This window comes from Prevotella sp. oral taxon 317 str. F0108, assembly GCF_000162415.1.
Lineage (GTDB): Bacteria > Bacteroidota > Bacteroidia > Bacteroidales > Bacteroidaceae > Prevotella > Prevotella conceptionensis.
Window position 1 is genome coordinate 62,105 of record NZ_GG740076.1, and the last position, 26,817, is coordinate 88,921.

Annotated in this window: 17 protein-coding genes; 10 read left to right on the top strand and 7 right to left on the bottom strand. The window is 49.7% G+C overall.

Annotation, left to right across the window (positions count from 1 at the left end; all coding sequences use genetic code 11):
• Positions 1 to 683: 683 nt before the first annotated feature.
• The 7 genes from HMPREF0670_RS16470 to HMPREF0670_RS12860 all read right to left on the bottom strand — a co-directional run bounded on the left by HMPREF0670_RS16470 (position 684) and on the right by HMPREF0670_RS12860 (position 13,419).
• Positions 684 to 821, bottom strand: a complete 138-nt coding sequence (locus tag HMPREF0670_RS16470; RefSeq protein ID WP_157579647.1) for a hypothetical protein — start codon at positions 819 to 821, stop codon at positions 684 to 686.
• Positions 822 to 1,747: 926 nt separating this feature from the next.
• Positions 1,748 to 5,461 carry a leucine-rich repeat domain-containing protein gene (locus HMPREF0670_RS12820; RefSeq protein ID WP_009231580.1) on the bottom strand — a complete coding sequence of 1,238 codons (3,714 nt, stop codon included), beginning with the start codon at positions 5,459 to 5,461 and terminating at the stop codon, positions 1,748 to 1,750.
• 6 nt (positions 5,462 to 5,467) lie between these two features.
• Positions 5,468 to 7,855, bottom strand: coding sequence for a S8 family peptidase (locus HMPREF0670_RS12825; RefSeq protein ID WP_009231581.1), 2,388 nt, complete (start codon positions 7,853 to 7,855; stop codon positions 5,468 to 5,470).
• Positions 7,855 to 9,462, bottom strand: coding sequence for a hypothetical protein (locus HMPREF0670_RS12830; protein WP_009231582.1), 1,608 nt, complete (start codon positions 9,460 to 9,462; stop codon positions 7,855 to 7,857). The genes HMPREF0670_RS12825 and HMPREF0670_RS12830 overlap by 1 nt, the downstream gene beginning before the upstream one ends.
• A 1,126-nt stretch (positions 9,463 to 10,588) precedes the next feature.
• On the bottom strand, positions 10,589 to 11,188 hold the full coding sequence (locus HMPREF0670_RS12850) for an NUDIX hydrolase (RefSeq protein WP_019187629.1): 600 nt from the start codon (positions 11,186 to 11,188) through the stop codon (positions 10,589 to 10,591).
• Positions 11,189 to 12,476: 1,288 nt separating this feature from the next.
• Positions 12,477 to 12,683: a hypothetical protein gene (locus HMPREF0670_RS12855; protein WP_044078311.1), complete on the bottom strand. Its 207-nt coding sequence runs from the start codon at positions 12,681 to 12,683 to the stop codon at positions 12,477 to 12,479.
• A gap of 319 nt (positions 12,684 to 13,002) precedes the next feature.
• Complete coding sequence (locus HMPREF0670_RS12860; protein WP_009231585.1) at positions 13,003 to 13,419, bottom strand: hypothetical protein; 417 nt, start codon at positions 13,417 to 13,419, stop codon at positions 13,003 to 13,005.
• Positions 13,420 to 14,155: 736 nt separating this feature from the next.
• On the opposite strand from HMPREF0670_RS12860, the gene mraZ reads away from it, so the two are divergent.
• The 10 genes from mraZ (at position 14,156) to murC (ending at position 26,816) form a co-directional block, all read left to right on the top strand.
• On the top strand, positions 14,156 to 14,617 hold the full coding sequence (gene mraZ, locus HMPREF0670_RS12865) for a division/cell wall cluster transcriptional repressor MraZ (RefSeq protein WP_009231586.1): 462 nt from the start codon (positions 14,156 to 14,158) through the stop codon (positions 14,615 to 14,617).
• Positions 14,614 to 15,573, top strand: coding sequence for a 16S rRNA (cytosine(1402)-N(4))-methyltransferase RsmH (gene rsmH, locus HMPREF0670_RS12870; protein WP_009231587.1), 960 nt, complete (start codon positions 14,614 to 14,616; stop codon positions 15,571 to 15,573). Before mraZ ends, rsmH begins: the two co-directional genes overlap by 4 nt.
• Entirely contained in the window at positions 15,570 to 16,184 is a 615-nt protein-coding gene (locus tag HMPREF0670_RS12875; RefSeq protein WP_044078313.1) for an FtsL-like putative cell division protein, read from the top strand. The genes rsmH and HMPREF0670_RS12875 overlap by 4 nt, the downstream gene beginning before the upstream one ends.
• Complete coding sequence (locus HMPREF0670_RS12880; RefSeq protein WP_009231589.1) at positions 16,181 to 18,346, top strand: penicillin-binding protein; 2,166 nt, start codon at positions 16,181 to 16,183, stop codon at positions 18,344 to 18,346. Before HMPREF0670_RS12875 ends, HMPREF0670_RS12880 begins: the two co-directional genes overlap by 4 nt.
• Before the next feature lie 84 nt (positions 18,347 to 18,430).
• Entirely contained in the window at positions 18,431 to 19,876 is a 1,446-nt protein-coding gene (locus HMPREF0670_RS12885) for a UDP-N-acetylmuramoyl-L-alanyl-D-glutamate--2,6-diaminopimelate ligase (RefSeq protein WP_009231590.1), read from the top strand.
• A gap of 205 nt (positions 19,877 to 20,081) precedes the next feature.
• On the top strand, positions 20,082 to 21,353 hold the full coding sequence (locus tag HMPREF0670_RS12890; protein ID WP_009231591.1) for a phospho-N-acetylmuramoyl-pentapeptide-transferase: 1,272 nt from the start codon (positions 20,082 to 20,084) through the stop codon (positions 21,351 to 21,353).
• A gap of 108 nt (positions 21,354 to 21,461) precedes the next feature.
• Positions 21,462 to 22,793: a UDP-N-acetylmuramoyl-L-alanine--D-glutamate ligase gene (murD, locus tag HMPREF0670_RS12895; RefSeq protein ID WP_009231592.1), complete on the top strand. Its 1,332-nt coding sequence runs from the start codon at positions 21,462 to 21,464 to the stop codon at positions 22,791 to 22,793.
• Between the two features lie 12 nt (positions 22,794 to 22,805).
• A complete protein-coding gene (locus HMPREF0670_RS12900) occupies positions 22,806 to 24,071 on the top strand; it encodes an FtsW/RodA/SpoVE family cell cycle protein (RefSeq protein ID WP_009231593.1) in 1,266 nt (421 codons plus the stop codon).
• Between the two features lie 185 nt (positions 24,072 to 24,256).
• Entirely contained in the window at positions 24,257 to 25,384 is a 1,128-nt protein-coding gene (gene murG, locus HMPREF0670_RS12905; RefSeq protein WP_009231594.1) for an undecaprenyldiphospho-muramoylpentapeptide beta-N-acetylglucosaminyltransferase, read from the top strand.
• 49 nt (positions 25,385 to 25,433) lie between these two features.
• A complete protein-coding gene (gene murC / locus HMPREF0670_RS12910; protein WP_009231595.1) occupies positions 25,434 to 26,816 on the top strand; it encodes a UDP-N-acetylmuramate--L-alanine ligase in 1,383 nt (460 codons plus the stop codon).
• Position 26,817: the final 1 nt, after the last annotated feature.

Here is a 26,817-nt window from a genome sequence, read left to right on the forward strand (position 1 = left end):
GCGTTGGCAAACCTCGTCGTCTCCCTCCGCCTAAACACATTCACAAAAATAGACCTCGAAAAGTGGCTCAATGAGCCTTTCACGCCTCCGCCAGAGGATGACATCTCGGAATAGGGGGATTGAAAGTAGGCTCTTTTTGCGGAGCCTGTGGGCACCGTGCTTTGAGAGATACACAAAATTTATTTAGGACAATATTGGTTGCCAACACAAAATAGACGCTTCTCTCATATACGGCGTGCAGAACAAATCTACTCGCTTGCTTATAAACTCACGAAACACCAACAACTCACGAAACACCAACAACTCGCGAATACACCAACTCACAATCTCACCAACTCACAATCTCACCAACTCACAATCTCACCAACTCACAATCTCACCAACTCACAATCTCACCAACTCACAATCTCACCAACTCACAATCTCACTAACTCATCAACTCATCAACTCATCAACTCGCAAACTCACCAACTCATTAACTCACCAACTCATTAACTCACCAACTCGTCAACTCACAAACTCACCAGCTCACAAACTCACCAGCTCAAAAACTTAAATCGTTATTTATATTTTACAAAACGGCTCTAATTTTCGCTCCGTTCTAGCGAAAATTTAGGTCAAAAAGTAGGTAAAAAGGCACTATTTCTAGTTTTTCACACCTTGGGGTTTGTCTATTTTTAAGCCTAGAACCTGCATTTTGCACCATTTTGCCTTTCTAGTTTGGTTGCCTGCTCGTATTTTTTCAACTCCAAAAACCCGCTTTTAGCCCCTAAAACCCCACTTTTTATGTCCATTTTTCCCTTTTCGGCCATGTGTTTCATGCTTCGGAGAGGTTTTATTTATACCATTGCAGTGTATTCTTATGCCTTTTTACCTTCCATTTAGCAGCATTTTGCACGGCATTTAGCACCAAAACGGCTTGCGTTTAGCACCAAAACGCATTGCATTTAGCACCAAAACGCATTGCATTTAGCACCAAAACGCACGGCATTTAGCGGCAAAACGCACGGCATTTTGCAGCATATTGCCCTTCATTTCGCGGCAAATAGCCCCGAAACGGGTGCAAATGGCGGCGTTTGCAAATAAATATCCATTTTGCCGCATTCACATCCTACCCCCTTTTTGCATCAAAACGAACCCTCGCGAGAATCGATTTTTTGCGGCAAGGTGAGTCTTGATGGACAAAAAGGGCACTCTTAGTCTTAAATTTCTTGCTGAAAAACAGACAAAAGGAGAGTGGTTGAGGGGTTGACAAGCGGACGGGTTGACAAGTTAAGGAGCGAATAAGTTGATAGGCGAGGCATCTTTCTAATCATCTTCCATACTCATCAATTCATCAGCTCATCAACTAGAGTTGATAGGCGAGGCTTCTTTCTTATCATCTTCCATACTCATCGACTCATCAACTCATCAACTAGAGTTGACAGCTGAAGCTTCTTTCTCATCATGTTCTAAAATACCCCCGACGGGTAGTTATGCCGCTTGTCAATCATTTTAGGTTGTTTGCATCGCCCCCTGTTTGTCTTTCGTTTGCTTGTCGGCATCTTGCCTGCCTTGTTTTTTGCCTATCACGCCTCGCCTTCAAGCATAAGACAAGCAATATGCTCCGCAATACACAGGGGCTGAATAGGCTCTAACGGCCGATTGGGATAAGGCAATTGGGGCTTCACAATAACGAAAAGGGGATGGCAGAAACCAATCTGCCATCCCCTTTTGGGATTTCTGCCACTAGGCAAATGTGTGAGGTTTATTTCACCATTACCTTGGCAACCTTATTGTTTACGGTAACAACGTATGCGCCTTTGGGTAGAGAGAAACTTTGGCTTGTGCCGTTCATCTTAGCCTTCTGTACCAAACCGCCGTTTATGCCATACACGTTAACGGTGCTTCCTGTTGCGGTTTCTACCACGATACCGCCTTCAACAACCTTGATAAAGGTGTCGGTGTTGTCGGCATTTACACCCTCGATGCCCGTTGCGTCGGGTATGAAGCGGATGTGCTTGGTGTGCAGCAACAGTTTGGGGAACTTGGCATTGGTCATTACGCAAACCAAGTCTTCGTAGCGTTTGGTGAGTTTCAGCGTAGTAACGCCGTTGGTTATGGTGTATTCGGCATCTACATCAAACTCCTCGCCTTGTAGGTTTCCGTTCTTATCTACGTTCACATTACCCGTAAACCAGCGGTACACGGTGGGTGTTCCGTCGATGACAGCCTCTGAACTGAGGTCTACCTTGTTGCCGTTGGCACTAACGTCAACGGGGTTTTGCCTTTGATAGGCATACGATGTGCGGTAAGTGCCCGTTGTGGGAGGCAATGAAGAGAAACGGAGGTTGTTGCCAACAAGGTTCAGCGCACGCAAGTAGGCGTTGTTCTTCACGTTGATAGACGTGAGCTTGTTGTTGCTGACGAAGAGCTGGCCCAAGTTGAGCAGTGGCTTACAGTCGAGCGTTGTCATCGAGTTGGCGGTTAGGTCGAGGCTCTCCAATGCTGTAAGTCCACGGAAGTTAACCTCTGTCAGGTTGTTTCGGCTAAGGCTTACCACTATCAGGTCTTTGTTCTTAGTAAGGTCGAGCTTGGTAAGCTTGTTGTCGGACATGGACAGGTATTCGAGCTTGGGATACTTCGAGAGGTCTATGTCAGAGATGTTGTTGCGGCTAAGGTCTAGCTGTTTAAGTGCTGTGCTAGGCGCGAAGTCGAACTTGGAGAGGCCAACGTTGTCTAATGTAATAGAGCGGGTGTCTGCCAACTTGCTGATATCTACCGAAGACATCTTGGCGTTGGTAACGCTGAACACGGTAAGTTTCTCTTCGGGTTTCGACACCAACACGCGCACCTTCACGCCTTTGTTGGTGAGGGCGTTAAAGCGTGTGTAGGTATCGGCCTTCAAAACGTATTGGCTCATGGCACCGTCGCCGCGCCAGTCGAAGTAAACAGACATGCCCTCGATGTTGCCACGCAGTGACAGTTGCACGCTGTCTTTGTTGTTTGTGGTGGTAAACGATGCCAGTTCGTTTGTTGGTGCGGGGATGGGTTGCACCAAGGTGGTCTTTAAGATGTTCTTACCCGTGAATGCGGGATAGGCAGGATGTGATATTTCGCAATACACTTTGCCTTTGGTTAGGGTCTTAAACCTGGTAGAACCCTTGTCGTCCAGGTAGTCGGTTCCCAGCACGTAGGGTTGTCCGCCTTCGGTTTTCCAAACGAAGTTGGTGGTTTTGTTGTTGATGGTTACGTATTGCTCGGTGAGGTCGATACCGGGCGATGTGGTGGCAATCACCACTTCGCGTTGCGGAGCGTACGTAAAGTGAGCCTCGTCTAGGCCAAACCTGTTGGGCATGTTGGCCAGTGTGAAGTGATTGTTGCTGATGTCGAGTTTGGCAACTGGCGCTAAGGGGATAATGCCCAGCAAGGTAAGCTCGTTGTTAGAAACGTTTAGTTCTTTGAGCTGTTCGCTGTGGTCGAGAATCATTCTTGTAAGCTTGTTGTACGAGAGGTTGCCCCTTACCAGTGCATCGGCACGTCGCAGGTCGAGGTTGGCCAAGTTGTTGTGGCTTAGGTCGAAGTCGGTAATGGTGAAGTAATCGTCTACCGTGATTGTTTCAAGCTGGTTATGGCTGAGGTTCACGTTGGTGAGCAGACTCTTGTATTGCGACTTAGACTTGCCTTTCAGCGAGATGGTTTTGAGTTGGTTGTGCGACAAGTCGAGCCTTTCGAGCTGGTTGTTACGTCCCAAGTCGATGGTGGTAAGCCCCGTATTAACGAGCGACAGCACGCGCAGGTCTGTTAGTTCGGTAACATCTATGCTTGTGATGTTCAAGTCTTTCACTTCAAGAGCCGTCACATAGTTGTCTTGCGGTACGGTCACCACGATGTTTCCGTTACCTGCTCGCTGACCGGTGATGTTCGCGGCAGTGGGCTTTTCGGCGGTGATGTTTACTTCTTTCAGTTGTCCGTTGCCAAAGTCTACCTTAACTTTTACGGGTTTCTGTGGCGTTGCGCCCTTCATTCCCACGGTTAGGTTGATGGTTTGTCCAGCCGTTGCGGTGGTGGCAAAGTCTATTGCCCTTACGTCCTTACCAAATTCGCTATCGTCTTTAACGGTGAATGGTTCGGTAAATAGGGGGTATTCGTTGAAAATGGTGTTGGTGAAGATAAGCACCACCTTGCCGTCTACGGGCCTAAGCAGCGTTACCTTTCCGTTATCGTAGTAGTAATAGCTGGCATCTAGCTCGGTACGTTGAGCCAGTACGTCTTTATCCAGCTTGTAGAGTTTGCCCAATGTGGTTGTTCCTTCGCGCAAAACTTGTTTAGAGAAGTCGAGCACGGTGCCCACCTTGTAGGTATCGTCCAGCACCAAGTCGCGTTGGTCGTAGTAATACTCGCGCCAAGTGTTCTGTGGTTTGGGCAGCGAGGCGAAGGTCATCAGGTTTTTGCGTATGTTGAAGATGTACAAGTCGGGACATTTGCTCACGTCTATAGAGGTAAGCTTGTTGTGGTTTGCTCCCAACGTAACCAGCTTAGGCACTTTGCTCAGGTTGAGCGAACGCAGGTTGTTGCCCGCACAATATAAGTGGCGTAGGTCAGGACAGTGGGTGAGGTCGATGTCGTCGAACTTCACATCGGTGTTAATCGTACCCGAAGCATGCTCTATGTAGAGTTCGTTCAGCTTGGAGTTTTTGCTGATGTCCAGCTTGTTTACTCGCGTGTCGCTAACATTCAGTACATTCAGGTTGGCGTTGTGCGAAACGTCGATGGTGCTGATGTCGGTCATGTCGAGGCTCAAACGGCGCAGCGTGGTGCAGCCTTTGGTGTCTACCTCAGTGATGGTGCGGCAGTGGTAGGCATCGAACGACACCAGCTTGGGGAAGTTCTTTAACTCGAACTTAGACTGTACGTATGCGCATTGTGCAATTTCCAGTTCCAGAAGTTCGGGCATGTTGCCCAGCCTAAGCGGCGTTTGTGCCGAGAAGGGGTTGTCGCGCAGGTAGAGGAACTGCAACGATTTGAGGTTGGAAAGGTCTATCTGCTTAATGGAGTTGTAGGCCAATCGCAGGTAAGACAGTTTCAAATCCTTATGAAAGGTAATTTGGTCTATCTTACAACCCGTAGCGTTGAAGAAGTCTATTTTGCTTGGGTCGCCGTAGATCTTTACGATTCCGTCCCTGGTAACCGTTCCCGAGTAGTCGGTTCCTGTGGGCACTTCTGCGCCTTGTTTCAGCTTGGCAACGCCAACGGCCAGTTCTTCGGAGCCGTTTCCGCAGTCTATCTCTACGTATTCGTTGCCTTGTGTGCTACCAAGCGAGAAGGTTACGATGGGCGATTCGCCTTTATTTTCCTCATACACGGTGGTATGGAATGTGATGATGGGTTGCTGATTTTTGTTCTGTGCGAACGCCGGCAGGCCCACCACTGCCATCAATGCCAACAGCAAAGATGCAAGTAGGGTTTGTTTGTAATTCATACGCTGTTAGTAAATAATAATTTTTTTCGCTGATTTTCCGTTCACTTGGATAAGGTAAACGCCTTTGCTCCATGCGCTGGCGTCTATGGTTGTTTCGTCTCCCACGGTCGATTGGGTATGTGCAAGCAGCCCTGCCATGGTGAAAACGCGCACTTCCAATTGCTTCTCGCCAGCCCTAAACACGTTAAAGCGCCTTGGCCCGGCCGGGTTGATGATGGTTTTGTTGTCGGCTTCGGCGGTGTTGATGCCTGTTGAGCCGGCCTTGCGGCGTAGCACTTCTTTCAGTCCGGCGTAGGCATCAAACTTTCCTGCGCCCCATTGTACGGGGTCTCCTTCTTTCACATCATTGTCAACAACAGCCGTTTTGCGGATGATGTCGGCAACGTCTGCGGCTTTAAGCGTTGGGTCGGCTTCGAGCCAAAGTGCGATAGAACCTGCCACAACAGGTGTTGCCATCGATGTGCCCAGGGTTTGGTGCCAGTAATAGCTCTTGCCGTTGACGGTGTGCTTGGCTTGCAAGTTCACCGGGGCGTAGCCGTTCTTGGGGTCTTCAACGGTGTAGGTGTTAACCGAAGATATAACAACTGCGCCGGGTGCGCAAACTAATGGCAGATTGCGGCCGTCGAGAAGCGTCCCGAAAGAAGAGAAACGCGTCACCTTGCCTTCATCATATTCGTGCCTGTTGTAGCCGTAGACCCATCCGTCCATAGCTGCCCAGTGGTCGCGCACGTTATAGCTTCCCACGGTAATCATGCCTGCTGCACAGGCCATGTCGTTGATGGTGCCGTTGCGCGAACCCTTCGCCCAAATTCCACTTCCATTGGCATCGTTGTAGGCACCGTCGTAGTCGTCGAAGTAAACGAACTGCGCATCGCCGTACAGGTCTACGCGTTTGCCATCCTTCCCTTCAACAAGTATGCCTAGTTTGTATTTACCCGTTTTGTTGGTTGTTTGGTTGTCGCTGGTTAGGAAACGGGCGATGGCGTAGTAGCGACCCGTTTCAGGGTCTTTTGTTCCGCCCACCATTACGTATCCTTCAAAGGCTTGGTTGAAGACCGAGTTGCTGGTTATCGCCCCTTCTTCGGCATATTCGCCACCAGATGAATACATGGTTAGCTTACCGGTGGGGCTGGGTTCTACGGTGATGCGTGTGGCAATACGGCCTCGTTTCTCGTTAAAGACCACCACTTGCATCTTAAACTCGGTGGCATCCGAGCTGTAAGCGTACACCTGCCCATTGCGAAAGTTGTAGTAGTCTTTCTTTCCTATGTGTTGTTTTCCTTCTGCCATTGGGCGGATGAAGGTTTGCAGCTTGTTGTCGGTTTGGGTGAAAGTCTTGTTCAGTGCCACGGGATAGTTGGCCTCGTTGCCTGCTGCCACGCAGATGATGGCACTGTCTGTGCAGCCGGCTAAGTAGCGGTTCATCACGCTAGTGCTGTCGTGCGAGCCCAGGTTGCTGCCTAACGAGAGGTTGATGACGCATGGCTTGGCCTGCGGCCCTGATAGGCGGGCGTATTGATAAACGTCGTCTATGCCCAGTGCGATGAACACGTCGCGCAGGTCTCCGCACGAAGCCACCAACTCCGATTCTGTTGCTATTCCGTAATAGGGGTTGGGCATCTCGACGTTTTTCGAGGTCTTGTTGTCCTTGGTAACGGCAACGGTGGCCTTTCCCTTGTACCCTCCGGCCATAATTCCGGTGGTGTGGGTGCCATGAAATTGTCTGCTGTTGTCGGTTTCAAAGTCTTCAATGGCAAACACGTTGTCCATTGATTTCTTGTGTTTGGCTATTTCGGGCAACTGTGCCTTGGGGAAATAGCTCTCCCAGATGTACCCGTGTTTGCCTGCACTGCTGGTGTAAAGCCTGCTGAGGTAACCATATCGTGTGGTTCCGTCGGGTTTAAGGAAGTTGATGTTGTTGGGATCGATGCCTCCGTCTACGATGCCCGTAACCACTCCTTTGCCCGTATAGGCTTGCGGCAGGCCAACGCCTTGGTGTATTTTGTTTACGCCAACGGCCTCTCTAACGCGGTCCATTTTCTGTGCAACAGGGCGCGACAGTTGTATTCTGCGTACGCATTTCAGTTCGGCTATGTGCTCAACGCCATTTAGCGGCATGCTAACGATGGCGATGTTGCCTTTTACCCGCAATACGCTCACATTGTTTTCGGCAAGAGTTCCAAGAGCCTCCTTCCCGTCAAACTCAATCATGCCAATCGTTCGTTGGGGGTTAGCGTTGCCCCTACCGATGCTTCTGGTTTGTGGGTTGTAACGTGGAATTTTAAAATTAAGCTCTTCTTTCAACGTAACTTGGCTTTGCAAGTCGATTTTCGACTGTGCATAGCCTCCCAATAGGAGGCCAGCACAAATGGTGGTGAGAAATGTTCGCTTCATTACTTGTTGATAAAAATTTTCTTTCCGTTAATGATATATAGCCCTTTTGGAAGGTTCTTTTGTTCATCAACGCGCGTTCCGTCGAGTCGGTAAACCACGCGCTTGTTGGTTTTGTTGGCTGCGGCTGGGTTGGCAATGCCGTTGGTGGAAATCCCGTTGAACCATATTTCAAGGCGGTCGCCGTTAGCAAATTCAAGTTCGTAGGTGTGTCCTCCTCCACCCGTTGCTTCAACTTCTTTTCCGTTGAGCCGCACTTTAAGTTTGCTCAGGTCGGTTCCGTCGAAGGCCAGTGTGAAGGGGTTGTCGTCTTCACCGAATTTGATGGTGTTCTCTCCGTTGTTCAGTTGCACTTCCGTTCGGTCTTGTCGGTTGAAGTAGAAGAAGCGGTCGGCTAGTTGTTTGCTGTCTACAAACACCGTAGCCGTTTTGTCGCGCTTGGGTGCCGAAGTTTCAACGCCGATGTTCATTCCGTTTTTCAGGGTTATTTCGTACACCCCGTCGATGTTGTTCGTATATTGTTTGCCGTTCAGCCTTAGCACTTTAATCTTGCATCCGTTCTTTGCCCTGACCTTAACCACGCAGTTTGTTTCGGGCAGTTCGATGGTGTTCATGCCGTCTTGTAGGGCAATGTGGTTTTGGTTATAGTCCCATCCTTGGAATAAGATGATGTTTTCGGCATGGTCTACATAGAACATGGCCTTTACCTTTCCAAGCTTATGTGCGGCTATGTCGATGTTCATGTCGTCGGTAATCGTGAGGTTAAGGCTGCCGTATATGGTGTTTGGCGTTCCGTTAACCTTCACTGCATCGATGGCGTGGGTGGTGGTGTTGAACGTGATGGTGAGCCTTGAACCGGCTTTTACCGAGAAATTGGGGTCGGTATAGTTGGTTACGGGCTTTCCGTCTACAGTAACACTGCTTACAACGCCCTTGGCTTCTTCGGTGTTGAATGCGAATTTAACGCGGCAGTCTTTGTCGGGATAGTTTGCGGTGATGTCGATCAGTCCGCCGTCTTTGGGCTTAACGGTGTAGGAAGTGTTGCCTTTGGGCAGTTGCAATCCGTCTACCACGATGCTGTAAAGCGGTGCGGCGGTATAAGATACTGTGCTGATGACAATTTCTTTCTCCACGTCGGGAATCCAATGAATGGTGTTGTTGCCGTCTTTTAGCGTCACCTCCGTATAAGTGCCAGAGCGTTGCACCTTCACTTTTGCGGCATTGTCTACCTTAACGGTGCACGAAGCCGTGCGTAATTTGGCGAAAGTGTTGGTGGTGATGTTGATGGTACACCCATTGTCGTCGGGCAGGCTGACGTAGACATAGCAGCTGGTCATGCTGTAAATGTTCTGTTTTGTGTCTCCCTTGGCAGTTTTCTTTACCACGTCTACCAGGCAGTTCCCGTCTGTTGCCCTCACTTCAAACGAGCCGCTTGCGGTAATCGGGATGTTGTTTTCTCCGTTAACAAGGTTGTTTATCGCAACGCCGTTAACCTTAATACTCACTCGGCTGGCATCATCAACGTTTATCTTGATGTTGCTGTCGGCATAAGCGGCCGACGAAACCATAACTAAAATTGTTCCTAAAAGAAACGAGTAGAACTTCTTCATAGGCTCAAAACATAAAAAAATGCAGCGATTGTTGTTGTTTGGTTGATACGAAATTTCCAATGGTTAGGCGGTTGGTGCGCCCAACTCTGTCTGTGTTACAGGACATTCGTGGTGGGTTGAGCTGCTTCAATCTACCATAATCGTTCCTAACACGGCGGTAAAGTTAGTGAATAATGTGTAGAAAACCTCTTTAAGGCTGAACTTTTTTGCAATTTTGTTGCTGACATTGCCTTTTCTGTATGATATTTGTTTGAAAAGTGTACGTAATGTTACATTCCAGCGTTTTTTATTCGTTTTAAAGGGTGAAGAAAGCATGTTGTTGACGTTTAGCTATCTTTTTGTTTCTTTTTGCGATTGATTGATGCGGATATTTGTGTTTTTGTAAGCGTAAGAATGATATGTTCTTTCACTTTGGTAGTTTGGTAAGACGCAAGCAAAGCGTGGGTGCTGTCTTGGAATTTAATGGTGCTATAAGTGGAAGAGGGGGGATTATAGTCAACCGACATTAAAAAGATGAGGTGTTGTCTGGCCGTATGAAGGGCAGGTCGGTGACGGTGGTCTTCATGCGGTGGTTCTTTGTGTGGTCAAACGCTACGCGGTAGTTGGGAGCGTGAAATTTTGTTCTGTGCCAATCATTATCGGCCGCTTGCTTTGCCTATGAGTGGAACGCGCGTTTCATGCCCAATTTGGTTTGATTATAAAATGGTGTCGTTGAGTTCAGGTTTTCTTCTGTTTTCCTGATGGGTAGGTTAACCTATGGTGGGGCGACAGCCCCTTGGAAGTGGGGTGGGGGACAAAGAGATGTGTTGGTTTCTTTGTATAATAAGTTGGGCGTAGGCGGGCTGTTGCCAACAAGTTGCAGGCCATGCGTGGGCTTTGTACGGCTTTTGGCGGGGCTACCGGTTGCTAGTTGTGATGTTGCGAGCCCCTTGCGGTGCGCCTCCCTGCCCCTTGTGGCGGTTAAAAAGCTCCCGTTGCGTGTGTGCAACGCCACTTGCGATGTGGCTACAACGCCCTTTGTACGATGTTTGTAGCCGCCATGTTGCAGGTAGTGTTTTAAACACAAATGCTTGCAATACCAATAAAAGGGGTGGTCAAGTGCCTGACCGTCGGCCTGTAGCTTACCTTATTCAGCTTTCTCTTCCTTTCTAAATGGTAGGCAGTTTTTCCATTTCGAGGGTTCGCCTTTGCTCTCGGCCTTCTTTGCCTCCACATATTTAAGAAACTCGTAAAGCCCTTGGCGAACGGAGCGCAGGCCGAATTCCTCGGTGTGGATGTCTTCGGGAGCGAGCCAGAAACACTCGGCGGCATCGTCCATGGCTTGCAGTTGGCTCTCGTCTTCCACCTCGCAGCGGAAAAACAGGTCGAGCGTATGCACGTCGAATCCAGCGTAGCGGTAAACGTTTGGTTGGCTAAACAGGTATTGGCAATTGGTAACGGTGAGCCCCGTTTCTTCTTTCACCTCGCGCCGCACGCCTTCTTCGGCCGTTTCGTTGGTGTCCGAAAAGCCGCCAGGCAGGTCGAGTGTGCCTTTCCCCGGGTCTTCTTTGCGGCGTTCAACAAGTAGTTCGCCTTTGGCATTAACGATGAAGGCCACGTTGGCACTGCTGGGATTGAGAAAATATTCGAAACCGCAACTCTTGCAAACCTTGCTCTTTTCCGTGTTCTCTTCAAAGCGCGAGCTGCCGCAGCAGGGGCAATATCTAAACTTCTCTAATGGGTGCATATCCTAAAAGCGTTTTGTTATTCGTTTGCAATATTACGAAAAAGTTGCGAATTTGGCAAGCTTTCGTGTGTTTTTTGATTTCTGTCAATTCCTAAAACATTCGTTTCGAAAAGGCATTTTCAACTTTTATTGGTGCCGTGTTTACCTTTAATGGGTCTAAATTTGAGCTGCCAACACAAGATGAGCACTCCTCTTTATATACATAGCGCGGGAACAAAAGGCTACTCGCGGGTAGGCAAGCTCGAGATAGCTCAACAACTCCCGCAGGCATCAACTTGTCAATTCACAGGCTCAAGAACTCATCAGCTTATAGTCTCCTCAACTTGCAAACTCGTCAACTCAATAACCCACCATCTCAAAAACGCGAGAACTCATCAACGCACAAACGCACAACCTCCCCAAAAACAAAACGCACAACCTCCGCAAAAACAAACTCAAAAACTTATCAATTCGTCTGTTCACCAACGCACAAACTCACCAACCCCAAAATAAGCAAAACTCAAAAACTCATCAACTCGTTTGCTCATCAACTCAGGAACTCACAAACCCCAGAATAAACAAAATTCAAAAACTCATCAACTCGTCTGCTCCTCATCTCAAAATCTCCTCATCCAAAAATCTTAAAATCATTATTTTTATTTTACAAACACCTTCTAATTTTCAGGTCGTTCTAGCGTAAACATTGGCTATAAAGTGGCTAAAAAGTCACTATTTTCATCCCTTTCGCGCCCCTTCCCTTGTCTACTTTTAAGAAAACAGCTGCATTTTGCACCTTTTTGTCTCTCTAGTTTGGTGGTAGGCTCATGATTTTTCAGGCCCAAATGTCCCCTTTTATACCCTAAAATCCCCCTTTTTAACGCCTATTTTACCCTTTTCGGCCATGTGTTTCGTGGTTTTAGAAGGTTTTGTTTATGCGATTATGGTGGATATTTATGCTTTTCGCCTTGCATTTAGCAGCATTTTGCGCTGCATTTAGCACCAAAACACATTGCATTTAGTACCAAAACACCCTGCATTTTGCATCAAAACGCACTGCATTTAGCACCAAAACGCACTGCGTTTTGCACTAAAACGCCCTTCATTTTGCAGCAAAACACCCCAAAACTGGTGCAAATGACGGTCTTTACTAAATAAATATTCATTTTGCCAACATTCACATACAACCCTTTTTCCATCAAAACAAACCTTCGCGAGAATCGATTTTTTGCGGCAAGGTGGGCCGTTGGTGAAGAGAAAGGGCACTCATAATGTTAAATTTCTTACCGAATAGTTTACATCAGCTGGCGTATTAGCGAATGGGCAGGTTAACAAGAAGACAAGTGGATAAGTAAACGGGGTAATCGTTCTTCTCTCGTTCTTCGAAAAGTGCGTTTTCTCGCCATGACAATGTTCGGGCAAGCTCGGCATTGTTCGTTTGGCTTAACGAAAACGTTCTTCTCTCGTTCCTCGAAAAGTGCGTTTTCTCGCCATGACAATGTTCGGGCAAGCCCGACATTGTTCATTTGGCTTAACGAAAACGTTCATCTTTCGGGTTTTGACATAAGAACATAAGAAACATAAAGAAGTCCTCCTTGCTTTCTCCTCATTATATGCCACGGGGAAGATGCTTTCAACTTGTAAGGAACGTATTGAAAGAACTCCCACCAGACTACCTTTTTGAGGCATAGCCATGTTTTGCCACATGCAATGAGGAAATAGTTAAGACGTCTTCTTTGTAAGTTCGCGAGTTTATTGTGTCGTGAGTGTATCTGTTGGCAGAATTAGTTTAGCGCGTACTTAATTAATCTCGCCAACGAGTTCACCATTCTAAGTTTTTACTTTTTGATAATTTTACCGTCATCCCTAATTATATAATTCCTAACCTTCTGCGGAGACCCCAATGATGTAGTCTTAACCTTAACAGAAAAGTTCTTATCAATTTTGAAGGATGTAACCTCCTCCAACTCAGGGCCACCTGGTTCATACCAAATGCCTTCAACATAGAGGTCTGATATAATGGTGTTATTCTTTATTGTTAGCAAATAAAATCGATAGTCAAAATCCCCGCAGTCCATTGGTACTAAGATCAAAGACACGTCTCCTTTATTGGGTAAAGGTAGGTATCTTAGTTTGTTTCCTCCATCACAAATAAACGCTGAAGCACCTTTCAACAACTTACTTTCTATCAGATTGTATTTCACGGTCTTTATATCAATACGTTTATCGTATGGCAAGGTTTCTTTGCTCTTCACCAGGTGGCTCTTATTGGTTAATGATATGAATTGCCGGTTAATACGTTCTCCAGCACAAGAAGACTTTGCCTCTTGTTTTGAATAAGTTAGCCTTTGCTCTGGGTAGGATGCTTTCTTTGAGGTTGCTTTACATGCGCATAGAGCCAAGAAAGATAAAATAACAACACATCTCATAACTAAATTCGTTGGCGGAATTAAATGGATAAAACATGATTAAGAGACCTTACATGCCGCTAATTTTTAGTGGCTTGGTGGCGTTTAGGTTGTTAAGTTCAAACCGAGACAGGCACAACCTTTACACAAAATTCGTCAAAAACATTGAGATATGCAAGCTATTCTCTGAAAACTTGTCAACGAATATGCCAACATTCCTCGCTGTGGCTCGGTTATATCCTCGCCTTTTGGGGTCGTTTAGGCAGGTTTGATGTGCTTGGTTTCTCAGTCGTGCTTGGCTCTTTAAGCACTTCAAGCCTTTAATGTAGCTAAGTGTTCCAATGCTGTTGGATAATCTTGCCCACCTAAAAGCCCTAAAAATGCGGGGCGTTGTAGCTGCCTTAACCCCGTATGCCCCTATAAATGCAGGCTTTTCTAGCCCAATGGACGAGGACAACAACGCCTTGAAAATTCTCTTTTAACATAATTCTTCTTTCGCAATTAGCACATTTTGTGGAGAAAAGTGGGGGAAGATGGGGAAAAATGATTAACTTTGGCGGTAGTTTCCATCTAATAGAAAAGAATGCGGTTCTTGGGTAACACAGAAGCAAAGACAGACGCGAAGGGAAGGGTGTTCTTGCCCGTCGCTTTCCGCAAGGTGCTGCAAGCATCGGGCGAAGAAAGTCTTGTGCTTTGCAAAGACCTGCACCAGCCTTGTTTGGTGCTTTACCCAGAAAGCGTTTGGAACGAACAGATGGACGCGCTACGCAACCGACTGTCGCGTTGGAACGCCGCCCACCAACAGCTTTTCAGGCAATTCGTGTCTGATGTGGAACTGGTTACGCTCGATGGAAACGGGCGTTTCCTCATCCCGAAACGTTATATGGCGATGGCCCAGATAAGCCAAAGCATTCGTTTCTTGGGCATGGGCGACACCATTGAGATTTGGAGCGAGGCCAATACGCAACAGCCTTTCGTGGCTGCCCACGACTTCGGGCCAGCTGTTGAGGCCATTATGGCATTGCCGGAAGGAGAAAACCAATGAACAACGACAACATCATTACAGCCCAAGGGTATCATGTGCCGGTGCTACTTGCCGAGAGCGTAGAGGCATTGAACATCGTTGAAGGCGGCGTTTATGTAGACGTAACCTTTGGCGGCGGGGGACATACGCGCCATATTCTTTCGAAAATGGACGGTACGGCGCGCCTTTTCAGTTTCGACCAAGATGCGGATGCCGAAGAAAACACGCGCCGCAAATCTCCCGACGGGCAGCAACCACTGGCCAACGACGAGCGGTTTACCTTTGTGCGGAGCAATTTTAGATACCTAGACAACTGGATGCGCTACTATGGCGTAGACCATGTTGACGGCATATTGGCCGACTTGGGCGTGTCGTCGCACCATTTCGACGACCAAGAACGGGGGTTCTCTTTCCGTTTCGACGCCCCGCTGGACATGCGCATGAACAAGAACGCCGCCCTAACCGCCGCGCAAGTGCTGAACACTTACGACGAGGAGAGGTTGGCCGATGTGTTCTTCCTTTATGGCGAGATACGCCAATCGCGGCGCATAGCCTCGGCCATTGTAAAGGCGCGAGCCAAAGCCGCCGTGCAAACCACACAGCAGTTTGCGGCCATTGTGGAGCCTTTCTTTAAGCGCGAACGCGAAAAAAAGGAGATGGCCAAGCTTTTCCAAGCCCTGCGCATCGAGGTGAACAACGAGATGAACGCCCTTAAAGAGATGCTGCAAGCCGCAGCACAATGGTTAGGAAAGGGTGGCCGACTGAGCGTAATAACCTACCACAGCCTGGAAGACCGCATGGTGAAAAACTTTATGAAGACGGGAAATGTGGAAGGAAAACTATCTCAAGACTTCTTCGGGCGAGCGCAAACGCCATTCACGTTGGTGAACAATAAGGTGATTGTGCCCACAGACGATGAGCAACTGCGCAACCCGCGGAGCCGAAGTGCAAAACTTAGAATTGCAGAAAAGAGATGAAAGACAAAGACATGAACGCGGGCGAACCCGACCTTCGGTTTACTGTGGAGCAGCCGAACGACGGACCAGACCCCGTGGAGACATTGAAGAACATAGCCAAGCGAGAGAGCGAGGCCGCTAAGAAAGCGGTCGCGAAAGGCGAGAAACGCCCAAACGAAGACAAAGCAGGCGAGCGCGGGGGTACAAACGAGGATGAGGCCGAAACGAAAGAGGCCGCAACCGACGAGCTGCCTACGCTGAAAGAGGCCATTATGGAACAAGCCACCGAGAGCGATGCACCATTGACATCGAACCTCACCTTCATGAAAATCATTGGTGGCGACATCCTCAACACGTCAACCATACGCAAGCAGATATGGTTGTTGCTGCTTATCACGGCTTTCATCTTTGTGTATATCGCCAACAGGTACAGCTGCCAACAGTATCTCATCGAGATAGACCAGCTGACGAAAGAGTTGCAAGACGCCAAGTACAAGTCGCTGTCGAGCAATAGCCAAATAACCGAGAAGAGTAGGGAGAGCCACGTGCTGAGGTTGCTGCGCGAAAGCAACGACACGACATTGCACATGCCCGACCAACCACCATATATCATAAACGTTCCCGAAGAATGAGCAAGTTCGAGTCGAAGAAAATCATGCCGCGCTACACCTTCATCACCATTTTGATGACGATGGTGGCCATTGCGGTGATTGGCAAGACGCTTTATATCATGATGGCCAAGCGCGACTATTGGATGGCCGTGGCCGACCGTCAGAAGAAAGACAGCGTGAGCGTTAAGCCCATGCGCGGGAACATATTGAGCTGCGACGGGCAACTGATGGCCTCGTCGTTGCCCGAATATAAGTTGTATATGGACTTCAACGCCTTGCGCGAGGCCAAGAACGACTCGCTGTGGGAGGTGAAACTCGACTCCATTTGCCAGGGCCTGCACACCATTTTCCCCGAAAAGTCGGCCGCAAGTTTCAGGCGACACTTGGAAGAAGGGCGCAACAAGCAAAGTAGGCATTGGCTGTTGTGGGACAGGCGCGTGGACTATAACACCTATACCGAGGTGCGCATGCTGCCCGTATTCAACCTGTCGAAGTATAAGAGCGGTTTCCATACCGAAGAATTTAACGCGCGCCAACGTCCGTATGGCTCGTTGGCAGGGCGCACCGTGGGCGACATGTATGGCGCAAAAGACACGGCGCGCTTTGGCTTGGAGCTGTCTTACGACTCAATCCTGCGCGGCTCTAACGGCATTATCCATCGTCGCAAGGTGCTCAACAGGTTCCTCGACATCATGGACACGCCTCCAATTGATGGCGCCGACATCGTTACCACCATCGACGTGGGCATGCAAGACTTGGCCGAACGCTCGCTTCTCGAAGAGATGAAGGAGATTAGCGCAAGGGTGGGCGTGGTGATTGTGATGGAAGTGGCCACGGGCGACGTGAAGGCTATCGTTAACATGGAACGCTGTCAGGACGGCGAATACCGCGAATTGAAAAACCATGCGGTAAGCGATTTGCTGGAACCAGGCTCGGTGTTTAAGGTGGCCAGCATCATGACGGCCATAGACGACGGCGTGGTAGACACCGCATATCAAGTGAATACGGGTGGCGGAACGTGGCCCATGTATGGCCGAGAGATGCGCGACCACAACTGGCGGCGCGGTGGATATGGCGTGCTGTCGGTGTCGCGTTCGCTCGAAGTGAGTTCCAACATCGGTGTGAGCCGCGTAATCGACCAATTTTATCACAACAATCCCGAGCGGTTTGTGCGCGGCATTTATCGCCTGGGGCTTGGGTTAGACTTTCAAATACCCCTCGTAGGTTCGTCGCCGGCAAAGATACGCATGCCCAAGAAAGCCCCCAACGGACAATGGGTGAATTGGAGCAACACGGCCTTGCCGTGGATGAGCATCGGCTACGAAACGCAGGTGCCGCCCATTTCGATGCTGGCTTTCTATAACGCCATAGCCAACGGCGGCAAGCTGATGCGTCCGCGCTTTGTTAAAAAGGTGATGAAGGATGGCGTTACCATCATGGACTTCCCCCCAGAGCCGATGAAAGGCTACGAACAGATATGCAAGCCCCGAACGGTAAAACTGATACAAGATGTGTTGCGCAAGGTGGTGAGCCAAGGGTTGGCCAAGAAAGCCGGCTCGAACCTCTTTCAGGTGGCCGGCAAAACAGGCACGGCGCAAATGTCTAAGGGCGCGGCAGGCTATAAAAGCGGTAGTGTAGACTATCTGTTGAGCTTTGCCGGCTACTTCCCCGCCGAGGCACCACGATACAGTTGCATCGTCTGCATACAGAAGACGGGCATCCCCGCATCGGGTGGACTGATGTGCGGCCCTGTTTTTAGGAACATAGCCGAGGGCATCATGGCCAAAGACATCAAGCTAGATGCCCGCGACGCCCGCGACAGCTCGTCGATACTCTATCCCGAAGTGAAGTCGGGCAACGTGCTGGCGGCCGACTATGTGCTGTCGCATCTTGGCGTAAAGACCTTTGTAGACTGGAAAGCCGGCGATGCCAGCACGAAACCCATTTGGGGGCAGGCCTCCATCGAAGGCGGAAAAGCCGTATCGCTGAAAAGAACAAGGCAGTTTGTGCGTTCGCAAATGCCCAATGTGCATGGCATGGGTGCACGCGATGCCGTGTATCTGGTGGAAAGTCGGGGTGTGAAAGTAAGGCTTGTGGGTCGCGGCAAGGTGGTTAAGCAGAGCATAGAACCGGGTACGCCGCTCAAAATGGGCATGAAGTGCGAACTGGTTTTGGAAGGATAAGCAATATACATAGGGCCACGGCAAGGCGCGCGAGGCATGCTATGCACGCACCCCTTTCGTTGGCAGAACAAAACAATAACGACAATGACACTTAGCAGTATTCTAAAAAATGTGAAACCCCTAAACGTGGTGGGCAATGCCGAAGTGCAGGTAACGGCTGTGGATATCGACTCGCGAAAGGTGGGTCCGGGTCATCTCTTCGTGGCCATTAAGGGCACGCAGGTAGACGGGCACGCGTTTATCAGCAAGGCCGTGGCGCAAGGTGCGGTGGCCGTGTTGTGCGAAACGATGCCGGCCGAGCTGCCCCAAGGCGTTACGTTTGTGCAGGTGGAGAGCACCGAAGACGCCGTTGGCCCCGTGGCAACGCTGTTCTACGGCGAGCCTTCGAAGAAACTGAAACTGGTGGGCGTAACGGGAACGAACGGCAAAACCACCATCGCCACCTTATTATACGATATGTTCAGGAAGTTCGGACATCGTTGCGGACTGCTCTCCACGGTGTGCAACTACATCGAAGACGAGGCCATACCTGCCGACCATACCACACCGGACCCCATCGCGCTTAACGCCTTGCTGCATCGGATGGTGGAGGCGGGGTGCGAATATGTGTTTATGGAGTGCAGTTCGCATGCCATCGCGCAAAAGCGCATTGGCGGATTGACTTTCGCTGGCGGCGTGTTCTCGAACCTCACACGCGACCATCTGGACTATCACAAAACCTTCGAGAACTATCGCAATGCCAAGAAAGCCTTCTTCGACATGCTGCCCAAGCAGGCGTTTGCCATTACCAATGCCGACGATAAGAACGGAATGGTGATGGTTCAGAACACGCGCGCCACGGTGAAGACCTATTCTACGCGGAGCATGGCCGACTTCAAGGCGAAGATTTTGGAGTGCCACTTCGAAGGGATGTATCTCGAAATAAACGGTGCCGAGGTGGGTGTGCAGTTCATTGGCAAGTTTAATGTTAGCAACCTGTTGGCAGTTTACGGCACGGCAGTGATGTTGGGCAAGCGTCCCGAAGACATCTTGTTGGTGATGAGCACCCTGCACAGCGTTAACGGTAGGCTTGAACCGCTGCGTTCGCCCGAAGGTTACACGGTTATTGTTGACTATGCCCACACGCCCGATGCCTTGGAGAATGTGTTGAATGCCATTCACGAGGTGCTGAACGGCAAGGGAAAGGTTATCACCGTGTGTGGAGCAGGCGGCAATCGCGACAAGGGAAAGCGCCCGTTGATGGCTGTCGAGGCCGTGAAACAGAGCGACCGCGTGATCATAACTAGCGACAACCCTCGCTTTGAAGACCCACAGGCCATAATCAACGACATGCTTGCGGGGCTTAATGCACAACAAATGAAGAAGGTTGTTTCTATCGTAGACCGCCGCGAGGCTATCCGCACGGCGTGTATGATGGCGCAAAAAGGCGACGTGGTGCTTGTTGCAGGCAAGGGACACGAGGACTATCAGGAAATAGAAGGCGTTAAACACCACTTCGATGATAAGGAGGTGGTGAAGGAGAACTTTTAAAAAAGCCTCACCCCCAACCCCTCTCCAAGGGGAGAGGGGAGTGGTATGCTTTGTTAGTTTACCTGTTAACGAGTTGATAAGGATTGTCGTCCACTCTACAACCAAGCATTTGGCTTAGCTCCTTAGCTCCTTAACTCCTTAACTCCTTAACTCCTTAACTCCTTACATAACTCCTCATAAACTTACAATCTCATAAACTCAAAACATGTTATATTATCTCTTCCGTTTCTTAGAACAGTTTGGCATATCGGGAGCCCACATTTGGGGATATATCTCGTTCAGGGCACTGTTGGCTATGATATTGTCGTTAGTTATATCGGCATGGTTCGGCGAGAAGTTTATCAAATACCTCAAACGAAAGCAAATAACCGAGGTGCAACGCGATGCCAGCATCGACCCCTTCGGCGTTAAGAAGATTGGCGTACCCAGCATGGGCGGCATCATCATCATCGTTGCCATACTCGTTCCCGTGCTGTTGCTGGGAAGGTTGCGCAACATTTACCTCATATTGATGGTGATAACCACCGTGTGGTTGGGCTTTTTGGGCGGCATGGACGACTTTATTAAGATATTCCGCCACAACAAAGAGGGGCTGAAAGGTAAGTATAAAATTGTGGGACAGGTGGGTATCGGACTTATCGTCGGCCTTGTTCTGTGGTCTTCGCCCGACGTGAAGATGAACGAAAACCTGGCATTGCAACGCAAAGACAATACCGAGGTGGTGGTGAAACACCGCAGCGAGGCGCGCAAGTCGCTTAAAACCACTATCCCCTTTGTTAAGGGGCACAACCTAGACTACTCGCGTGTGATGTCGTTTATGGGCAAGTACAAAACCGCGGCAGGATGGGTTCTCTTCGTGATTATGACCATTTTCGTGGTGACGGCCGTGAGCAACGGCGCCAATCTCAACGACGGCATGGATGGCATGTGTGCAGGCAACAGTGCCATTATCGGCGTGGTGTTGGGTATTTTGGCCTACGTCAGTTCGCACTTAGAGTTCGCCGCCTACCTCAACATCATGTATATACCGGGTTCGCAAGAGCTAGTGGTGTTCTTCTGTGCCTTCATTGGCGCGCTCATTGGTTTCCTTTGGTACAACGCTTACCCGGCGCAAGTGTTTATGGGCGATACGGGTTCGCTTACCATTGGCGGCATTATCGCCGTGGGAGCCATCATCATTCACAAAGAACTGCTGCTGCCCATACTCTGCGGCATCTTCTTCGTAGAGAGCTTGAGCGTGATGTTGCAGGTGTATTATTTCAAGATGGGCAAACGGCGGGGCGTAAAGCAGCGCATATTTAAGCGCACACCCATACACGATAACTTCCGTACGCAAGACGAACAGCTGGACCCCGACTGCCGTTACGTGCTGAAAAAGCCCAAGGGAGCGGTACACGAGTCGAAGATTACCATCCGCTTTTGGATTATAACCATCATCCTTGCGGCTCTAACCATCATCACCCTTAAAATAAGATAGGCTAGGAGGTAGGGCCTCTCCCTATATATATAATAAGGTGTCGACCCATTCGGCTAACGGCAACGAGCCGGCACCGCAACGACAAACAACAAAGGAAAAAAAGCAGAAATGGACAGAATAGTGATATTAGGTGCGGCCGAAAGTGGCGTGGGAGCGGCTGTGTTGGCCAAACAAAAGGGCTTGGACGTGTTTGTCTCGGACATGGGAACCATCAAAGACAAGTACAAGCAGATGCTCGACAGCCACGGCATTGATTGGGAAGAAGGACAACACACCGAGGCGAAAATACTCAACGCCAAGGAGATAGTGAAGAGTCCGGGCATCCCAAGCGAAGTGCCTATGGTACAGAAAGCCATAGATAAGGGCATCGGCATTATCAGCGAGATTGAGTTTGCTGCCCGATACACTGATGCTAAGATGGTGTGCATCACGGGAAGTAACGGCAAAACCACCACCACTTCGCTCATCTATCACATCTTTAAGGCGGCGGGCTATAACGTAGGACTAGGCGGAAACATTGGCCGTAGCTTGGCTTTGCAAGTGGCCGAGGGCGCACACGAGTGGTATGTTATCGAGTTAAGCAGCTTTCAACTCGAAAACATGTACCGCTTTAAGGCGCATATCGCCGTGTTGCTCAACATCACGCCCGACCATTTGGACCGTTACAACTACTGCATGCAGGGTTATGTAGATGCTAAAATGCGCATATTGCAAAACCTTGGGCCGCAAGACTACTTTATTTACTGGGCCGACGACCCCGTTGTGAAACCCGAATTGCAGAAGTATGATGTGTCTGCGCGCGTCTGTCCCTTTGCAGAAAATCGCGAAACGGGCGCGGCCGCATACGTTGCGGACGGACAGATAACGTTACCTGCACCGCTAGAATTCAACATGCCGCAAGCGCGTTTGAGCTTGCCGGGCAAGCACAATCTCTATAATTCGTTGGCCGCGGCATTGGCCGCACGCGCCGCAGGCATTCCGCAAAACGTGGTTGAACAAGGTCTTAGCGATTTCCCAGGCGTTGAGCATCGCATGGAACGCGTGGCCACCATGCACGGCGTAAACTACATCAACGACTCGAAAGCCACCAACGTAGATGCTTGCCGTTATGCTTTGGAGGCCATGACAGCCCCAACAATACTCATCATCGGCGGCAAAGACAAGGGCAACGACTACGAACCCATCAAGGATTTGGTGAAAGAAAAGTGCGCCGCATTGGTATATCTTGGCGCCGACAACACCAAACTTCACCAAAACTTCGACCATCTGGGCTTGCCCGTGGCCGACACACACAGCATGAAAGAATGCCTAACGGCCTGCGCCGGCATGGCTAAGGCGGGTTATACCGTGCTGCTGAGTCCCTGTTGCGCTAGTTTCGACCTCTTTAAAAACATGGAAGACCGAGGCGAGCAGTTCAAGACATTGGTTCGAAACCTCTAACTTCACACGCAAATGGCACTTAACAAATCATTAGGCAACTTCTTCAAGGGCGACAAGGTGATATGGATGATATTCTTCTTCCTGTGCCTCATCAGTGCCGTAGAGGTGTTTTCGGCATCCTCTTCCCTTACGTATAAGGGCGGAAGTTATCTCGCACCCATCATTAAGCACCTTGGAATATTGTTCTTGGGTGTGGTGTTCATGGTGTTTACGGTGAACATACCCTGCCGTTATTTCAAGGTACTAACGCCCTTCTTGTTCCTCTTCTCGGTCTTAACGCTCTTGTGGGTGCTTTGGGGCGGACAAAGCACCAACGGCGCGCAGCGTTGGGTTAGCCTTTTGGGCATACAGTTTCAGCCTTCCGAAGTTGGTAAGGGAACACTCGTGCTGATAGTGGCGCAGATACTTAGTATTGCCCAAACAGAGCATGGTGCCGACCGCAAGGCCATCGGTTGGATAGGCATGGCCACCCTTTTCATCGTTGGCCCCATCTTGTTTGAAAACCTCTCTACGGCTCTGCTCATCTGCCTGGTTGTCTATATGATGATGATTTTGGGCCGTGTGCCGGTGTCGCAGTTGGGCAAGATATTGGGTGTGGTGGTGCTCTTTGCGGCCGCGGCCCTCTCATTCGTGTTGATTTTCGGCCATGCCAAGGCTACCGATGTGCCCGAACAAAGCCTAACCGAAAACGTAGAGCCGAAGAAAGAAGAAAAAGGATTCTTTGGCAGCATGTTCCATCGAGCCGACACTTGGAAGTCGCGCATCTACAAATTCATGAAGAATGAGGAAGTACCGCCAGAGAAATTCGACCTCGACAAGGACGCCCAAGTGGGTCATGCCAACATAGCCATCGCCTCTTCCAACGTTATTGGGCAAGGTCCGGGCAACTCCGTGCAACGCGATTTCCTTTCGCAAGCCTTCTCCGACTTCATTTATGCCGTGATAATCGAAGAGATGGGCATCATCGGTGCCGTTGTCGTGGCCATGCTTTACGTGTTCTTGCTTTTCCGAACAGGCAAGATTGCCAACCGTTGCGAAAACAATTTCCCTGCTTTTCTGGCTATGGGCTTAGCCCTTTTGCTGGTTACGCAGGCCTTGTTCAACATGTGTGTGGCCGTTGGTTTGGTGCCAGTTACGGGTCAGCCGCTGCCGCTTATCAGCAAGGGCGGCACCTCCACCATCATCAATTGCGTTTTCATGGGCGCGATAATCAGCGTAAGCCGAACGGCAAAGAAAGCTGAAAAACAAACAAAAAGTGGTGTGGCAGAAAAAAAATGAGTACTTTTGCACTAAGAAACGAGCATCTTGTGCAGGCCTACCAGTAAGCGATTAAGCTGTGCAGGCTCGTCTAACGTGCAGAATAAGGGAGGGAAGACAACCAAGTGAAGACGCTACACGAGGGGGTGAACAATGGCGAAACCATACATTCTTGTATTCCCCATACCAACAAAAACAAGCAAAGAATGGAAAATAACTTGAGAATAATCATCAGCGGCGGCGGCACCGGAGGCCATATCTTCCCTGCCGTGGCCATTGCCAATGCCCTAAAAGCCAAACGGCCAGATGCGCAGATACTCTTTGTTGGCGCGTTGGGCCGTATGGAGATGCAGCGCGTTCCGGCCGCAGGCTACGATATCAAGGGATTGCCCATCTGCGGTTTCAACCGGAAGAACCTCTTAAAGAACTTCGCCGTGCTGTTTAAGATATGGAAAAGTCAGCGCATGGCCAAGCAGATTATAAAGCAATTTAAGCCAATGGCGGCAGTGGGCGTGGGCGGATATGCCAGCGGTCCCACGCTAAACCAATGTGCGGCGATGGGCATTCCCTGCCTGATACAAGAACAAAACTCGTATGCTGGCGTAACAAATAAGTTGCTTTCCAAGAAGGCACGCAAGATATGCGTGGCCTATGAGGGCATGGAACGGTTCTTTCCCAAAGACAAAATCGTGCTTACGGGAAACCCCGTGCGCCAACAACTGCTGGATAGTCAACTGACAAAAGCCGAGGCTTTAAGGACTTTCGGGCTCGAACCCACCAAGAAAACCATCCTCATCGTGGGCGGAAGTCTGGGTGCACGCACATTGAACGAAAGTGTAATGGCACATCTCGACGAACTGCGAGACAGTGGTGTGCAGGTGATATGGCAAACAGGTAAGAACTATTTCGAGGGCATTAAGGCCGAACTGGCCGATAAGTCGCCGCTGCCCACGCTCAAACCCACCGACTTTATCGCCGACATGGGTGCCGCCTATCGCGCCGCCGACTTGGTGATTAGTCGTGCCGGAGCAAGTAGCATCTCCGAATTCTGTCTTATCGGCAAACCCGTGATATTGGTTCCAAGCCCCAATGTGGCCGAAGACCATCAAACAAAGAACGCTATGGCACTGGTTAACAGGCAGGCAGCACGCTTTGTAAGCGATGCCGAGGCCGTTCAAAAGCTTATCCCCCTGGCTTTACAAACCGTTAACGACGATCAAGCCCTGTCGCAGTTAAGCCATAACATCAAGCAGATGGCTTTGCGCAATTCTGCAGAAATCATTGCCGACGAGGTGATTGCTTTGGCAGAAGAACAAGCAGCCGAAACCCGTTGACAAAAAAAACAAAGGTGCAGTGCATGGCTGCCAAACTTACAACATCATTATGGACATAAAGAAAATTAAAGCAGTATATTTCGTAGGGGCGGGCGGCATCGGCATGAGTGCCATTGCCCGTTACTTCATCAAAAAAGGTTATGTTGTGGCTGGCTATGACAAAACTCGCACACAGCTTACAAACCAATTGGAGAAGGAGGGAATGCTCTTGCACTACGAAGAAAACGTAGACGAGATACCGCAGGCATGCAAGAAAGCGCAGTCGTGCCTGGTGGTGTACACGCCTGCCATACCCGACGACCACAAAGAACTGGTGTATTTTCGCCAAAATGGGTTCGAAATACAAAAGCGCGCGCAGGTGTTGGGCACGCTAACCCGCACCCTAAAAGGGCTTTGTTTCGCCGGAACGCACGGCAAAACAACCACGTCGTGCATGTGCGCGCACATCATGCACCAAAGTCATCCCGACTGTAACGCCTTCCTTGGAGGCATATCCAAGAACTATGGCACCAATTATATATTGAGTCCCAAAAGCGAATACGTGGTTATCGAGGCCGACGAGTTCGACCGCTCCTTCCATTGGCTACGCCCGTGGATGAGCGTAATCACCTCTACCGACCCCGACCACCTCGACATCTACGGCACCAAAGCGGCCTATATGGAGAGTTTCCGCCATTACACCACCCTCATTCGCGAGGGCGGCGTACTCATCATTAAAAAAGGAGTGGAGCTGAAACCCGATGTGAAACCTGGGGTGAAGGTGTACGAATACGCACTGGATGCAGGCGATTTCCACGCAGAGAACGTGAAGATAGACAACGGCAACATTACGTTCGATTTCGTTTCGCCTGTCGAAAACGTCAAGAATGTAACCTTGGGCCATCCCATACCCATCAACATCGAGAACGCCGTGGCCGCTATGGCTATGGCACAACTTAACGGATGCAATGCCGAAGAACTGCGTTACGGCATCAAAACCTACCACGGCGTAGACCGCCGGTTCGACTTTAAGATTAAGACGCCCCACTTGGTGTTCCTTAGCGACTATGCACACCATCCCAACGAGATACTGCAAAGCGCGCAAAGTTTACGCCAATTGTATAAGGACAGAAAGATAACGGCGGTGTTCCAGCCGCACCTCTATACGCGCACGCGCGATTTCTATAAGGAGTTTGCCAAGGCTTTAAGCCTGCTCGACGAGGTTATACTCTGCGACATCTATCCGGCACGAGAAGAACCCATCGAGGGCGTAAGCAGCAAACTGATATACGACAACCTCGATGCCGGTGTAGAAAAGAGCATGATAGCCAAAGACGACGTGCTGGAATTGGTTCAACAGCGCAACTTCGATGTGCTGGTATTCCTCGGTGCAGGCGACCTTGACAGCCTTGCGCCGCAGGTAACAAAGATATTGGAAAGTAAGGCAAAGTAAA